Below are 14,979 nucleotides of genomic sequence, written 5' to 3'. Positions count from 1 at the left end.
GCAGCGGCGCGCGTATGGCCGCTGCGTGCTCACTCATTTGCTTTGCATTTCATCTTGAAGAGGACGTCATCGTGATTCAGACCCATCGTTCCCGAACGCTCGCCATCGCCTGCAGTGCCGTCCTGTCGCTCGCCAGCGGCATCGCCACTGCGGCCACGCCGGATTTCGGCGTGCGCACTGCGCAACGTCAGCAGGCCATGCGCGACGCCCCGGTCGACAGCATCATCGTCAACTATCGCAGTGGCCGGGTGAGCGCGCGCAGTGTCGGCACTGCGTCGGTGGCCACGATCGCCGCGGCGGCATCGCGCGCGGCAGTGCGCCTGGTGCCGGCCGCGCGCAGCGGCACGCAAACCGCGCCGACGCATGTGCGTACGCTGGCGGTGGGCAGTGAGTTGATCAGGTTGCCCGCACAGCTCAGCCGCAGTGACGCCGACCGCCTGGTGCGCGAACTGCAGGCGGATCCTGCAGTGGAGTACGCGCAGATCGACACGCGCATGTATCCGTTGCAGAACAGCGGTGGCAGCCTGCCCGACGACCCGCTGCTGGCGGACAATCAATGGCATCTCACCGATCCGGTTGGCGGCATCGATGCGCCGGCGGCCTGGGCCACCGCCCAGGGCGAAGGCGTGGTCGTGGCGGTGATCGATACCGGCATCTTGCCGGGGCACCCGGATCTGGCCGGCAACCTGCTGCAGGGCTACGACTTCATCACCAACGCCGACAGGTCGCGACGCGCCACCGACGCGCGTGCGCCGGGCGCGCTGGATTACGGGGATTGGGAAGCAACGGACGGCGAATGCGGCATTTTTTCAGCGGCCCGCGACAGTTCCTGGCACGGCACGCATGTGGCCGGCACGATTGCCGAAGCCACCGGCAACGGCATTGGCGGTGCCGGTGTGGCCTACAAGGCCAAGGTGCTGCCGTTACGCGTGCTGGGTCATTGCGGCGGTTCGTCCTCGGACATCACCGATGCCATCGTGTGGGCGTCGGGCGGCCATGTGGATGGCGTGCCGGACAATCGCAACCCGGCGGAAATCATCAACATGAGCCTGGGCGGCGTTGGCCCCTGCGATTCGGTCACGCAGGCGGCGATCAACGCTGCGGTGTCGCGTGGCACCACCGTGGTGGTGGCGGCCGGCAATGATGGCGCGGACGTGTCCAGTGCCGTGCCGGCCAACTGCGCCAACGTGGTGTCGGTGGCGGCCACCCGCCTGACCGGCGGGTTGGCGTACTACAGCAATTTCGGCAGCTTGATCGATCTGGCTGCGCCCGGCGGCGGCGCGCGCGATCTGGAAACCGACACCTTGTACGACGGCCCGATCGGCAGCTGGATCTGGCAGACCGGTTACACCGGCAAGACCACGCCCACGTCCGGCCAATTCGCCTATCTCGGGCCTGGCTTTGCCGGAACCTCGATGGCCGCGCCGCATGTGGCGGGGACGGCCGCGCTGGTGCAGAGCGCCCTGATCGCCGACGGCAAGCCGCCGCTGACACCCGCGGCACTGGAACGCCTGCTCAAGCGCAGTGCGCGCGCGTTCCCCGTGCAGTTGCCGTTGAGCACGCCGGCCGGTAGCGGCATCGTGGATGCCGGCGCGGCCATCGATCGGGCACTGCGCCGTTGCGCCAGCGGCGACCTGGGCTGCCAGCTGGACGCGCAGACGCTGCGCAACAGCGTGCCCGAGCGCGGTCTGTCCAATGTGGCCGGCGATGCCGGCGTCTTCGCCTTCGAAGCGAATGCGGGTGCGGTGCTGAGCTTCGTCAGCTTCGGCGGCAGCGGGCAGGCGGCGCTGTATGTCGCCATGGGCCGCGCGCCGACCGCAACCGACAACGACGGCATGTCCAGCCGCAGCGGGACCAGCCAGACGGTGCGCTTCACCGCACCGCGTGCCGGAACCTATTTCATCCGGCTCGATGGCAGCAGCTTCGATGGGGTGAGCCTGTTGGCGCGCCAGTGATCCGACACGCGGTGGCGCCAGAGGGCGCTGCCGCCGGTTTCTTGGCGCGATGATGCGGATGAGAGCGGCCGCATTGCGAGGCGTCGTGGCCTGAAGCGTCGGCGCGGGACGCGCTGGCGCGGTTCCTGACCTGTTTCGCGCGCGGTTTTGCGCAACCAAGCCTGCTGGCGTCCTGCCAGCGGGCTTTTTTGTCTGCTGCAGACATCCGTATTCAGCTTTCAAATGTCTCGCGGGACATGATCTAGATCGCTGTTTTCCAAAGAATTATCAAAAAACTAATAAACGCAAGCCGAAGTGTGATGAAAAGCACGCTCAGCTTCGCTTTCTGTCAAAAACTTGACGCCCGATTTGACCGCTGTTAACACTTCGCCCAGTTCTATGGTTGGGTAGCGTTCACTTTTTGACTATCCAGGGTGCCGCTTTCCGCGCACCGCCAGTTGGCCCATGGCGCCAATCACCACGGGGATCGCAGTGGCTGACGGCCTCGCGACGGTGGGTGTTTGTCAAAAAAACCAGTCCCAACATTCAGGAGCAGGGCGTCGATGAATCGGATTTATCGCAAGGTCTGGAACAAATCGTTAGGCGTGTGGGCCGTGGCATCGGAGTTGGCCAGCGGCGACAGCCCGGGCGCAGTGAGCACCGCCGCATTCATCGACCGCCGCCAGAGCCGTTGCCTGGTTGCCGCGATCGCCCTGGCGCTGGGTAGCGCCGGCATCGCCATCCCCCTTTCCGCAGTGGCGCAATCGGTCGAAGTCGGTCGCGGTGCGTCGGCACCTGCCGCCAACGCCACCGCCATCGGTGCCGGGAGTCGCGCCAGCGCGACCGGCGCGCTCGCCACCGGTGCCGACAGCAGCGCCAGCGGCGTCAACAGCAGCGCGATCGGCCGCCAGACCAATGCGATCGGCGAGAACGCGGTGGCCATCGGCTACAACAGCTTCGTGCGCCAGAGCGGCGAAAACGGCGTGGCGCTGGGCGCCAACGCCGGCGTGACCGGTGCCAACTCGGTGGCGCTGGGCGCAGGCTCGCGCACCCACGAGGACGATGTGGTGTCGGTCGGCAGCGGCAATGGCCGCGGTGGCCCGGCCACGCGCCGCATCACCAACGTCAGCGCCGGCGTCAACGCCACCGACGCGGTCAACGTGGCGCAGTTGCGCGACGTAGCCGACGTGGCCGAAGACACCGCCACGTTCTTCAAGGCGACCCCGGGCGAAGACAGCGTCGGCGCCTATGTCGACGGCGACAGCGCGCTGGCTGCCGGCGATGCCGCCAATGCCACGGGCACGGCGACCACTGCGCTGGGAACCGGTGCCAATGCGGTGGCCGACAATGCCACCGCGGTCGGTGCCAATGCGCTCGCCTCCGGGCAGAACAGCGCGGCATTCGGCCACAACGCGCAGGCCAACGGCCCCGGCAGCGTGGCCGTCGGCGGCGCTGCGGTGGACGAAGACGGCGAGCCGTTGGTCACCAACGGCGGCGTGCCGGTCACCACCGGTGCCACCAGTGCCGGCGTCGGCGGAACCGCGGTCGGTGCCAGCGCCAATGCCGATGGCTTCGCGGCCTCGTCGTTCGGCGTCGGCGCGTATGCGGCCGGTGCGCAGTCGTCCGCGTTCGGTGCGGTTGCCAATGCGGCAGGCGATTACGCCACCGCCGTGGGCACGCAGACCAGCGCCAGCGGCACCAGCAGCACCGCAGTCGGTGGTCCGGTCGATTACGTCCCGGGTCTGGGTTTCTTCGTGCAGACCCAGGCCAGCGGCGAAGCGTCCACTGCGCTCGGCGCCGGGGCGATCGCATCGGGCACCTACACCACCGCCGTCGGCGTGCTCAGTGAAGCCTCCGGCACCGAAGCCACCGCGGTGGGTTACTTCGCCTATGCACCCGGCGAAGGTGCCACGGCAGTCGGCCCGGAATCCTGGGCCAGCGGCGAGCTGAGCACGGCGCTGGGTTACTACAGCACCGCACGCGGCGCCAACTCGGTTGCGTTGGGCGCCAATTCGATTGCCACGCGCGCCAACACCGTGTCCGTTGGCGCGGCCGGCGATGAGCGCCAGATCACCAATGTCGCCGCCGGTACCGAGGGCAGCGATGCGGTCAATCTCGACCAGCTCACCGCCGTGTCCGACGTTGCTTCCACCACCGCGCGCACGTTCGTGGCCACCGGCGATGGCACCGCGATTGTTGAAGGCATCGACAGTGTTGCGGGCGGTTCCAATGCATCGGCAACGGGTGACTACAGCGCTGCATTCGGTTCGACCAGCCAGGCATCCGCGCAGGGCAGCACCGCGCTCGGCAGCGGCGCCATCGCGACCGGCGAGAATGCAAGCGCGCTCGGTTTCAACAGCAATGCAGTCGCCGACAACGCCACTGCGCTTGGTGCCACCAGCAGCGCGTCGGGCGAGTCCAGCACCGCAGTGGGCGGCGCAAGCCAGGCCACCGCCAGCGGCGCGACCGCACTGGGTTACGAGAGCATTGCCAACGCCGCCGACTCCACTGCGCTGGGGGCGGGCAGCGTGGCCTTCGGCGACACCAGTACGGCCGTGGGCGGTGCAAGCGTCGCGTTCGGCGATGACAGCGCCGCTTTCGGCGCCAATGCCGCCGCCGGCGGTAGCGCATCCACTGCGATCGGCGCAAACAGCAGTGCCTTCGGCGAGCGCACCGTTGCGCTGGGTGGCGCCAGTAACGCGTCGGGCGACGACAGCATTGCGCTCGGTGCGAGCAGCCAGGCCTCCGCGCTGGGCACGACGGCGGTCGGCAGCAATGCCAACGCCAGCATCGCCAATGCCACGGCGGTGGGCTTCAACAGCAGCGCCGGTGACGACTACGCCACCGCGCTCGGCGGCGACAGCAATGCATCGGGATATTTCAGCACCGCCGTCGGCGGCAACAGCATCTCCAACGGACGCTACTCGACAGCGATCGGCTATGAAAGCATCGCCAACGGCGGCTCGGCCACTGCGCTGGGCATGGCCAGCGTCGCCTGGGGCGATGGCAGCACCGCGATCGGCATCGAGAGTTCGGCCTATGGCTACGACAGCACCGCAGTGGGCCCCAATGCCTTCGCCGCCGACACCGCCTCGGTGGCGATGGGTGCGTTCGCCAACGGGTGGGGCGCGCGTGCCATTGCACTTGGCAGCGAATCTGCCGCGGTAGGCGATGAAAGCGCTGCGCTGGGCTGGGAAGCGCAGGCCGATGGCGCGCAGAGCGTGGCCATTGGTAGCAACGCGCTTGCGTCCGCGCAAAACAGCGTAGCTCTGGGCGCCGGCGCAGTTGCCGATCGCGCCAATACGGTGTCGGTGGGCAGCGTCGGTGGCGAGCGCCAGGTCACCAATGTCGCCGCCGGTACCGAAGGCACCGACGCGGTGAACCTGGACCAGCTCAACGCGGTCGGCGAGACCGCCCAAACCACTGCGCGCCTGTTTACCGGTACCGGCACCGGCACTGCCGATGCGCAGGGCGAGGACGCCATCGCGGCCGGGTCCAACGCCACCGCCGATGGCGATTACAGCAGCGCGTTCGGCTCCAGCAGCCAGGCCACCGCGATCGGCGCGGTCGCCATCGGCAGCGGTGCCAGCGCCACCGCGCAGTACGCCGATGCGGCCGGCTACAACGCCGCCGCCAGCGGCTACGGCAGTGTGGCCAGCGGCGCCTTCAGCCAGGCCAGCGGTGATTACGCCGTGGCCGTGGGTGGCGAAAGCGAAGCCGCCGGCGCGCAGAGCACCGCGCTGGGTGCGGCGGCAGGCGCCTATGGCGATGGGTCGCTGGCGGCCGGCACGCTGAGCGTGGCCGATGGCAGCGAAACCACCGCAGTGGGCTATTTCGCCAGCGCCAGTGGCGATTCGGCCACCGCGGTCGGCGCAGAAAGCGTGGCCGATGGCACCAGCGCGGCGGCGTTCGGCTTCGGCGCCGAGGCCACCTCCAACTACTCCACCGCCCTGGGCGGCTATTCCAGCGCGACCGGGTTCAACAGCACCGCGCTGGGCAATTTCAGCACCGCCAGCGGCTCCAGTACCGTGGCCGTGGGTGGCGATGCCACCGCAACCGGCGACTACAGCGTTGCGGCCGGCCAGGGCAGCGTGGCCAGCGGCTACAACAGCGTGTCGGTCGGTGGCGCCTTGCTCGGCCTGCTGCCGACCGAAGCCTCCGGCGACTTCTCCACCGCGCTCGGCGGCGCTGCATGGGCGCCTGGCCTCAACAGCACCGCACTCGGCAATTTCGCCGAATCCACCGGCGAAAGCAGCGTGGCGCTGGGCGCCGATTCGGTGGCCGATCGCGATTTTGCGGTCTCGGTGGGCAGCGCCGGTAACGAGCGTCAGATCACCAACGTGGCCGCCGGTACGCAGGGCACCGATGCGGTGAATCTGGACCAGCTCAACGCCGTGGCCGAAACCGCGCAATCCACCAGCAAGTACTTCCAGGCCAGCGGCAGCGCCGACAGCGATGCCGGCGCCTATGTGGATGGCGACAACGCGCTGGCTGCAGGCGAGGGCGCCAATGCCACCGGCACCGGCACCACGGCGTTGGGCGCAGGCGCGCAGGCGGTGGTCGATAACGCAACGGCGGTCGGCGTGAGCGCACTGGCCAGCGGCATCGGCGCGGCGGCGGTGGGCAACAATGCCCAGGCCACCGGCGAAAACAGCAGCGCGGTCGGCAGCAATGCCCTGGCCAGCGATGTCGGCGCCACCGCAAACGGTGCCGGCGCGCAAGCGGTTTCGACCTATACCACCGCGCTCGGCAGCGAGGCAGTGGCATCGGACAACCAGGCCACGGCGGCCGGTTTCCGCAGCACCGCCTCCAATGTCGGCAGCGCCGCCTTCGGTGGCTACAGCGAATCCAGCGGCCGGCTGTCGTCGGCGCTGGGTTACGGCGCGGTGGCCTCGAGCGACTACAGCACCGCGGTCGGTGCCGCATCGCTGGCCTCCGGTGCAAGCGCGGTCGCCGTGGGCGAGTTCAGCGAAGCCACCGGCGACGAAAGCGTGGCGGTGGGCGGCAGCACGTTCTTCGGCTTCATCCCGGCGCGTGCCACCGGCACCGGCGCTGCTGCATTGGGTGCAGGTGCCTGGGCCACGGCCGACTACACCACCGCGATCGGCTGGAATTCCTATGCCGACGGCGTCAATGCCACCGCGCTGGGTCAGAGCGCGGCGGCACTTGCCGACAACACGCTGGCCCTGGGTGGCGGCAGCCGCGCCGATGCAGTCGGTGCCAGCGTGGTCGGCGTGGACGCATCGGCGACCGGCATCAACAGCACCGGCGTCGGCCGACAGGTCAACGTGATTGGCGAGAACGCGGTGTCGGTGGGCTACAACTCGTTCGTGCGCCAGAGCGCGGTCAACGGTGTGGCCCTGGGTGCCAATGCCGGTGCGACCGGTGCCGATTCGGTGGCGCTGGGCTCGGGCTCGCGCAGCGACGAAGCCGACACGGTGTCGATCGGCAGCGGCAATGGCCGCGGCGGCCCGGCCACCCGTCGTATCGTCAATGTCAGCGACGGCCAGGCGGCGACCGATGCGGTCAACAAGGGCCAGCTGGATGCGCTGGCGGCCGATGTGCAGACCACCACCGGCATGGTGCAGACCACCGGCGAAGGGGTGGCCACCGCGACCGGTGATCGCGCCACCGCCGCAGGTGCCGGCGCAACCGCCAGTGGCGCACGCAGCGTGGCGATCGCCTCCGGCAGCCGCGCCTCGGCCACCGGCGCCAGCGCCATGGGCGTGGACAGCAGCGCCAGCGGCGTGAACAGCACTGCGATGGGCCGGCAGACCAATTCCATCGGCGAAAACGGCGTGGCACTGGGCTACAACTCCTTCGTGCGCCAGAGCGGTGCCAATGCGGTGGCGCTGGGTGCCAATGCCGGTGCCAGCGGTGCAGACTCGGTGGCGCTGGGCTCGGGCTCGCGCACCTATGACGCCAACGTGGTGTCGGTCGGTAGCGGCGATGGCCGCGGCGGCCCGGCCACGCGTCGCATCGTCAATGTCGGCAGCGGCGCGATTGCCAGTGCCAGCACCGATGCAGTCAACGGCGGCCAGTTGTTCCAGTCGTTGAGCAACGCTGCCAGCTTCCTCGGCGGTGGTGCGGCGATCGGTGCGCAAGGCGTGTTCGTCGCGCCGACCTACGTGATCCAGGGTGCCAGCTACAACAACGTCGGTGCGGCATTGACCGCGTTGGACAGCAAGGTCACCGAGCTGGACGCACGTGGCGGTACTGCAACGGCCAGCACTGCGGCACGCACGCTGTCGCTGCGCACCGCAGCGGTGCCGGCTGTTGCCACCAGTGCAGTGACTGCATCGAGCAACGCTGTCGCCGATACCGGCGCCAGCGTGCAGGGCACGCCGACCGCAGCGGTAGTCGGCAGCATCACCCCGGCCGCAGCGTCCACCGCCGTCGGCACGGCGGCAGTGGCTAACCACGTGACCGGCACGGCGATCGGCGGCAGCGCGTATGCGCATGGCCCCAACGACACTGCGATCGGCAGCAATGCACGCGTCAATGCCGATGGCAGCACCGCGGTCGGCGCCAATACGCAGATCGCTGCGGTGGCGACCAATGCGGTGGCGATGGGCGAAGGCGCGCAGGTCAGTGCGGCGTCCGGCACGGCGATCGGCCAGGGCGCACGGGCAAGCGCACAAGGTGCGGTGGCCCTGGGTCAGGGGTCGGTTGCCGATCGCGCCAACACGGTGTCGGTGGGCAGCGTCGGCGGCGAGCGTCAGGTGGCCAATGTGGCCGCCGGCACGCGTGCCACCGATGCGGTCAACAAGGGCCAGCTGGACAACGGCGTCGCCGCGGCCAACAGCTATACCGACAGCCGCTACAGCGCGATGGCCGACAGCTTCGAGACCTACCAGGGCGATATCGAAGACCGTCTGCGCCGGCAGAACCGTCGCCTGGATCGGCAGGGTGCGATGAGCTCGGCGATGTTGAACATGGCCGCCAGCGTCGGTGGCATCGCCACGCAGAACCGCGTCGGTGCCGGCGTCGGTTTCCAGAACGGCGAATCGGCGTTGTCGGTGGGCTATCAGCGTGCGATCAGCCCGCGCGCCACGCTGACGGTGGGCGGCGCACTCAGTGGTGACGACAGTTCCATCGGTGTGGGCGCCGGCTTCGGCTGGTAACCCGCTGGGTGCATGACACGCGGCGGCGCCGGTGTGCGCCGCCGTGCCAGAGCAAGGCCCGAGGGGGCGGGCAAGGACCGTGGCTGGGCCGGCCAACGGATTCGATGGAGTGATGGCCTTACCAGGAGTGGCTGATCAAATGCAGCGAGCTGCACCGCAGTTGCGCAGCAGTTTCGAAAGCCGCTCCCAGCTGATCGACGAAAAACACGAAGAGGACTTCACCGTGATCGACAAGAATTTCCGTCTCTCCCCGCTGACCGGCGCCATCTTGATGATGGCGCTCGGTGCATCGGGCACGCTCGCTGCTGCCCCGAAACTGCTGGTCAAGGAACCGACCCAGGCAGCATCGGCCGGCGCTGCGTTCAGTAGCCGCCTGATCGTGCGCTACAAGGACAACACCGCTGCCGCGACCGATCGCGCCAGCAAGCTGAGCGCGGTGCAGGCCGCCGTCGGCCGTGTCGGTGCGAGCACTGGCGCACGCAGCAGCGCAGCCGCCGCCAAGGCGACGTATGTGCGCAAGCTCGGCATCGGCTCGGACCTGATCAAGCTGTCCAGCACGCTGACCACCGCACAGGTGGACAAGGTCGTGGTCGAGCTCAAGAACGACCCGTCCGTGGCCGACGTGCAGATCGATCGCATGCTGCGCCCGGTCGAGATCAAGAAGAGCGTCGCCACCACCGACGTGACCCCGCAGCTGGTGCCCAATGACCCGCTGTACGCGCAGTACCAGTGGCATCTGAGCAACCCCAACGGCGGCATCAATGCGCCGGCCGCATGGGATCTGTCGCAGGGCGCTGGCGTGGTGGTGGCGGTGCTGGATACCGGCATCCTGCCCGGCCATCCGGATTTTGCCGGCAACCTGCTACAGGGTTACGACTTCATTACCGATGCCGAAGTCTCGCGTCGTCCCACCGACGCCCGCGTACCGGGCGCGCTGGATTACGGCGACTGGGAAGAGGCCGACAACGTCTGCTATGACGGCTCGGTGGCACAGGAAAGCTCCTGGCACGGCACCCATGTCTCGGGCACCGTGGCCGAAGCGACCAATAACGGCGTCGGCATGGCTGGCGTGGCACCGAAGGCGACCATCCTGCCGGTGCGCGTGCTCGGCCGCTGCGGTGGCTACACCTCCGACATCGCCGATGCGATCGTCTGGGCCTCCGGTGGTACGGTTGCTGGCGTGCCCGCCAACACCAACCCGGCCGAGGTCATCAACATGAGCCTGGGCGGCGGCGAGCCGTGCGATTCGGCCACCCAGCTGGCGATCAACGGCGCCGTCTCGCGCGGCACCACCGTGGTGGTGGCGGCCGGCAACAGCGGCGAAGACGCGGCCAACCATTCGCCGGCCAGCTGCAACAACACCATCACCGTGGGTGCCACGCGCATCACCGGCGGCATCACCTACTACTCCAACTACGGCAGCAAGGTAGACCTGTCCGGTCCGGGCGGCGGTGGCAGCGTGGACGGCAATCCGGGCGGCTACATCTGGCAGGCCGGTTATACCGGTGCGACCACGCCGACCTCGGGCACCTATACCTATATGGGACTAGGTGGCACCTCGATGGCATCGCCGCACGTGGCCGGTGTCGTCGCCCTGGTGCAGAGCGCGGCGATCGGTCTGGGCGATGGCCCGCTGACTCCGGCCGCAGTGGAAGCCCTGCTCAAGCAGACCAGCCGCCGCTTCCCGGTGACGCCGCCGGCCAGCACCCCGATCGGCAGCGGCATCGTCGATGCCAAGGCCGCGCTGGAAGCGGTGCTGGTGGAGCCCTGCGATCCGGCCACCGAAAGCTGCGCGCCGACCGCCATTGCCTTGACCAACAAGGCCCCGCTGACCGGCCTGAGTGGTACCGCGGGCAGCGCCACGCTGTACAGCTTCGAAGCCAAGGCCGGGGCCGTGCTCAGCTTCATGACCTACGGTGGCACCGGCGATGTGTCGGTGTACGTCAGCCATGAAGCCGAACCCAGCGCGACCAGTTACGACGCCAAGTCGACCCGCCCGGGCAACAGCGAAACCGTGCGTTTCACTGCTCCCAAGGCAGGCACCTACTACATCAAGCTGGTGGGCGCTGGCGACTACGCGAAGCTGACGCTCGTTGCACGACAGTAAGTAGCTAAATAGTGTGACCGATGCCCCCGGCCAATCACCGGGGGCATCGTTTTTCAGGGCGATTCAGATGCGTGCGGTTGATCGTCGCGGCAAACTGCTACAGTCGGCGCCGGACCAGTGGAGACGAGTGTGAACGCGGTTGCCGTCGATCCAATTGAGCATCGCAGTGCGGAGACGCGCATCGTCGAGGCGCTGCTTGAACGCCGTCGCCTGAAAGACACCGATCTGCTGCGCGCGCGCCAGTTGCAGACCGAGTCCGGCATGGGCCTGCTGGCCTTGCTCGGCCGTCTGGGCCTGGTATCCGAACGCGATCATGCCGAGACCTGCGCCGATGTGCTGGGTCTGCCGCTGGTGGATGCCCGCCAGCTCGGCGATACCCCGCCGGAGATGCTGCCGGAAGTGCAGGGGCTGTCGCTGCGCTTCCTCAAGCAATTCCATCTGTGCCCGGTCGGCGAACGCGATGGCCGGCTGGAGCTGTGGATCGCCGATCCCTACGACGATTACGCGATCGACGCGGTGCGGCTTGCCACCGGCTGTGCGCTGTTCCTGCAGGTTGGCCTGCGCTCGGAAATCGACGATCTGATCGAGCGCTGGTACGGCCAGGGCCGCAGCGCGATGGGCACCATCGTGGAAACCGCCGATGGCGATGCCAACAGTAGCGACGATATCGAAGCGCTGCGCGACCTGGCGTCCGAGGCGCCGGTGATTCGCCTGGTGAACCTGGTGATCCAGCACGCGGTGGAGCTGCGCGCCTCGGACATCCATATCGAACCGTTCGAAAGCCGGCTCAAGGTGCGTTACCGCGTGGACGGCGTGCTGGTGGAAGGCGAAAGCCCGCCGGCCAAGCTCACCGCCGCGGTCATCAGCCGCATCAAGATCATGGCCAAGCTCAACATCGCCGAACGCCGGCTGCCACAGGACGGCCGCATCATGCTGCGCGTGCAGGGCAAGGAGCTGGACCTGCGCGTCAGCACCGTGCCCACCGCGCACGGCGAGAGCGTGGTGATGCGTCTGCTCGATCGCGAGACGGTGGTGTTCGATTTCTACAAGCTCGGCTTCACCGAAGAGTTTCTGCCGCAGTTCCGCAAGGTGCTGGAGCAACCGCACGGCATCATGCTGGTGACCGGCCCGACCGGCTCGGGCAAGACCACCACGCTGTACACCGCATTGAGCCAGCTCAATACCTCCGACGTGAAGATCATCACCGTCGAAGACCCGGTGGAATACCAGATCGAAGGCATCAACCAGATCCAGGCCAAACCGCAGATCGGGCTGGATTTCGCCAACGCGCTGCGCAGCATCGTGCGCCAGGATCCGGACATCATCATGATCGGCGAAATGCGCGATCTGGAAACCGCACGCATCGCGATCCAGTCCGCGCTCACCGGCCATCTGGTGCTGTCCACGCTGCACACCAACAATGCGGCCGGCGGCATCACCCGCCTGCTCGACATGGGCGTGGAGGATTATCTGCTCACCTCCACCATCAACGGCATCCTGGCGCAGCGGCTGGTGCGCAAGCTCGACCTGGCCAACGCCGAGCGCTATCCGGCATCGCCGGAAGAAATCGAACGCTTCAACCTGCGCCGGCTGCAGCCGGACGGGGAGATCTACCTGTATCGCCCGCGCGCCTCTGCCGCCGCGCCGACCGGTTACCTCGGCCGCACCACCATCGTCGAATTCCTGGTCATGAACGACGAGTTGCGGCGTGCGGTGATGCGTCGCGCCGGCATGGGCGAGATCGAGCAACTGGCCCGCAAGGCCGGCATGCGCACCATGTACGAAGACGGCCTGTCCAAGGCCTTGCGCGGCGAAACCACCATCGAAGAAGTGCTGCGCGTGACGGAGGATGCGTGAAAGTCAACGGAGCCACAACGAGCATCGGATGCTCAGGATCGGAAGATAACCAAAGCAGCGTCCTGGCACTGCGGTGCGCGCACGCGCAGATGCGCGCAGTCGCGCCAACACAGCGCAGCACCGTGCTTTGCCCGATTCCCGATTCCCGATTCCCCACTCCCGGCCTTCCAGCCTGATGCCCCTGTACCGCTACAAGGCGCTCGACGCCCACGGCGAAATGCTCGATGGCCAGATGGAAGCGGCCAGCGACGCCGACGTGGCCCTGCGCCTGCAGGAGCAGGGCCACCTGCCGGTGGAAACACGCCTGGCCACCGGCGAAAACGACTCGCCGTCGCTGCGCATGCTGTTGCGCAAGAAGCCGTTCGACAACGCCGCGCTGGTGCAGTTCACCCAGCAGTTGTCCACGCTGATCGGTGCCGGCCAGCCGCTGGATCGCGCGTTGTCGATCCTGATGGATCTGCCCGAAGACGACAAAAGCCGGCGCGTGATCGGCGATGTGCGCGACACCGTGCGTGGCGGCGCGCCGTTGTCCTCGGCACTGGAACGCCAGCACGGGCTGTTTTCCAAGCTCTACATCAACATGGTGCGTGCGGGCGAAGCCGGCGGCAGCATGCAGGACACGCTGCAGCGCCTGGCCGATTACCTGGAGCGCAGCCGTGCGCTGCGCGGCAAGGTGATCAACGCGTTGATCTATCCGGCGATCCTGCTGGCAGTGGTCGGCTGCGCGCTGCTGTTCCTGCTCGGCTATGTGGTGCCGCAGTTCGCGCAGATGTACGAAAGCCTGGATGTGGCCTTGCCGTGGTTCACCCAAGCGGTGTTGAGCGTAGGCCTGCTGGTGCGCGACTGGTGGGTGGTGTTGATCGTGGTGCCGGGCGTGCTTGGGCTGTGGCTGGATCGCAAACGCCGCAATGCCGCCTTCCGTGCCGCACTGGACGAATGGTTGCTGCGGCAGAAAGTGGTCGGCAGCCTGATCGCGCGCCTGGAAACCGCACGGCTGACGCGTACCCTGGGCACCTTGTTGCGCAACGGCGTGCCGCTGCTGGCGGCAATCGGCATTGCGCGCAACGTGATGTCCAATCTGGCATTGGTCGAGGATGTCGATGCCGCCGCCGACGACGTCAAGAACGGCCATGGCCTGGCGATGGCGCTGGCACGCGGCAAGCGCTTCCCGCGCCTGGCCCTGCAGATGATCCAGGTCGGCGAAGAATCGGGCGCGCTGGATACGATGCTGCTCAAGACCGCCGACACCTTCGAGCTGGAAACCGCGCAGGCCATCGACCGCGCGCTGGCCGCGCTGGTGCCGCTGATCACGCTGGTGCTGGCCTCGGTGGTGGGGCTTGTCATCATCTCGGTGCTGGTACCGCTGTATGACCTGACCAATGCCATCGGATAACGTGGCGGTGGATTCACAACAACGTTCCGGTGACCGCGCGACACCCATGCGGGAACCATTGCAATGGCCGCTGTGTCATCTTCTGGCGGCAGCATCTTTCATCGACGTGCAAGGAAATCGTTCATGATCAAGCGCTCCATCACCCGTAGCCCATCGCGTGCAGGCCAGGCCGGCATGAGCCTGCTGGAAATCATCATCGTCATCGTCCTGATCGGCGCGGTGCTGACCCTGGTCGGCAGCCGTGTGCTCGGTGGTGCCGATCGCGGCAAGGCCAATCTGGCCAAGTCGCAGATCCAGACCCTGGCCGGCAAGATCGAGAATTTCCAGCTGGACACCGGCAAGTTGCCGAGCAAGCTCGATGACCTGGTGACCCAGCCCGGCGGCAGCAGCGGCTGGCTGGGCCCGTACGCCAAGCCGGCTGAACTCAACGACCCGTGGGGCCACACCATCGAATACCGCGCGCCCGGCGATGGCCAGCCGTTCGATCTGATCAGCCTGGGCAAGGACGGCCGCCCCGGTGGCAGCAGTTACGACGCGGACATCAAGTACCAATAAGCCGCTCGC

The 14,979-nt window shown here is 67.8% G+C and carries 6 protein-coding genes; all 6 read left to right on the top strand.

Features of this window, described 5'->3' with window-relative positions:
* The first annotated feature begins 71 nt into the window (after nucleotides 1-71).
* The 6 genes from H7A87_RS16385 (at nucleotide 72) to gspG (ending at nucleotide 14,970) form a co-directional block, all read left to right on the top strand.
* Nucleotides 72-1,955: a S8 family peptidase gene (locus H7A87_RS16385; RefSeq protein WP_119127963.1), complete on the top strand. Its 1,884-nt coding sequence runs from the start codon at nucleotides 72-74 to the stop codon at nucleotides 1,953-1,955.
* Between the two features lie 542 nt (nucleotides 1,956-2,497).
* Nucleotides 2,498-9,058: an ESPR-type extended signal peptide-containing protein gene (locus H7A87_RS16380; protein ID WP_119127319.1), complete on the top strand. Its 6,561-nt coding sequence runs from the start codon at nucleotides 2,498-2,500 to the stop codon at nucleotides 9,056-9,058.
* 223 nt (nucleotides 9,059-9,281) lie between these two features.
* Complete coding sequence (locus H7A87_RS16375) at nucleotides 9,282-11,165, top strand: diffusible signal factor-reguated S8 family serine peptidase (RefSeq protein ID WP_119127965.1); 1,884 nt, start codon at nucleotides 9,282-9,284, stop codon at nucleotides 11,163-11,165.
* Nucleotides 11,166-11,294: 129 nt separating this feature from the next.
* Complete coding sequence (gene gspE, locus H7A87_RS16370) at nucleotides 11,295-13,022, top strand: type II secretion system ATPase GspE (protein ID WP_164741093.1); 1,728 nt, start codon at nucleotides 11,295-11,297, stop codon at nucleotides 13,020-13,022.
* A gap of 175 nt (nucleotides 13,023-13,197) precedes the next feature.
* Entirely contained in the window at nucleotides 13,198-14,415 is a 1,218-nt protein-coding gene (locus tag H7A87_RS16365) for a type II secretion system F family protein (RefSeq protein WP_104585582.1), read from the top strand.
* Between the two features lie 123 nt (nucleotides 14,416-14,538).
* Complete coding sequence (gspG, locus tag H7A87_RS16360; protein ID WP_024939118.1) at nucleotides 14,539-14,970, top strand: type II secretion system major pseudopilin GspG; 432 nt, start codon at nucleotides 14,539-14,541, stop codon at nucleotides 14,968-14,970.
* The last annotated feature ends 9 nt before the right edge of the window (nucleotides 14,971-14,979 follow it).

Source organism: Xanthomonas sp. CPBF 426 (assembly GCF_903989465.1).
Lineage (GTDB): Bacteria > Pseudomonadota > Gammaproteobacteria > Xanthomonadales > Xanthomonadaceae > Xanthomonas > Xanthomonas euroxanthea.
Note: the sequence above shows the minus strand (reverse complement) of the source record. Positions and strands in the feature narration are given on the sequence as shown.

Bases quoted from the DNA above. Each gene is read 5' to 3' on its own strand.
- H7A87_RS16365 (WP_104585582.1), top strand. From the start codon at position 13,198: ATGCCCCTGTACCGCTACAAGGCGCTCGACGCCCACGGCGAAATGCTC.
- H7A87_RS16380 (WP_119127319.1), top strand. From the start codon at position 2,498: ATGAATCGGATTTATCGCAAGGTCTGGAACAAATCGTTAGGCGTGTGG.
- gspG (WP_024939118.1), top strand. From the start codon at position 14,539: ATGATCAAGCGCTCCATCACCCGTAGCCCATCGCGTGCAGGCCAGGCC.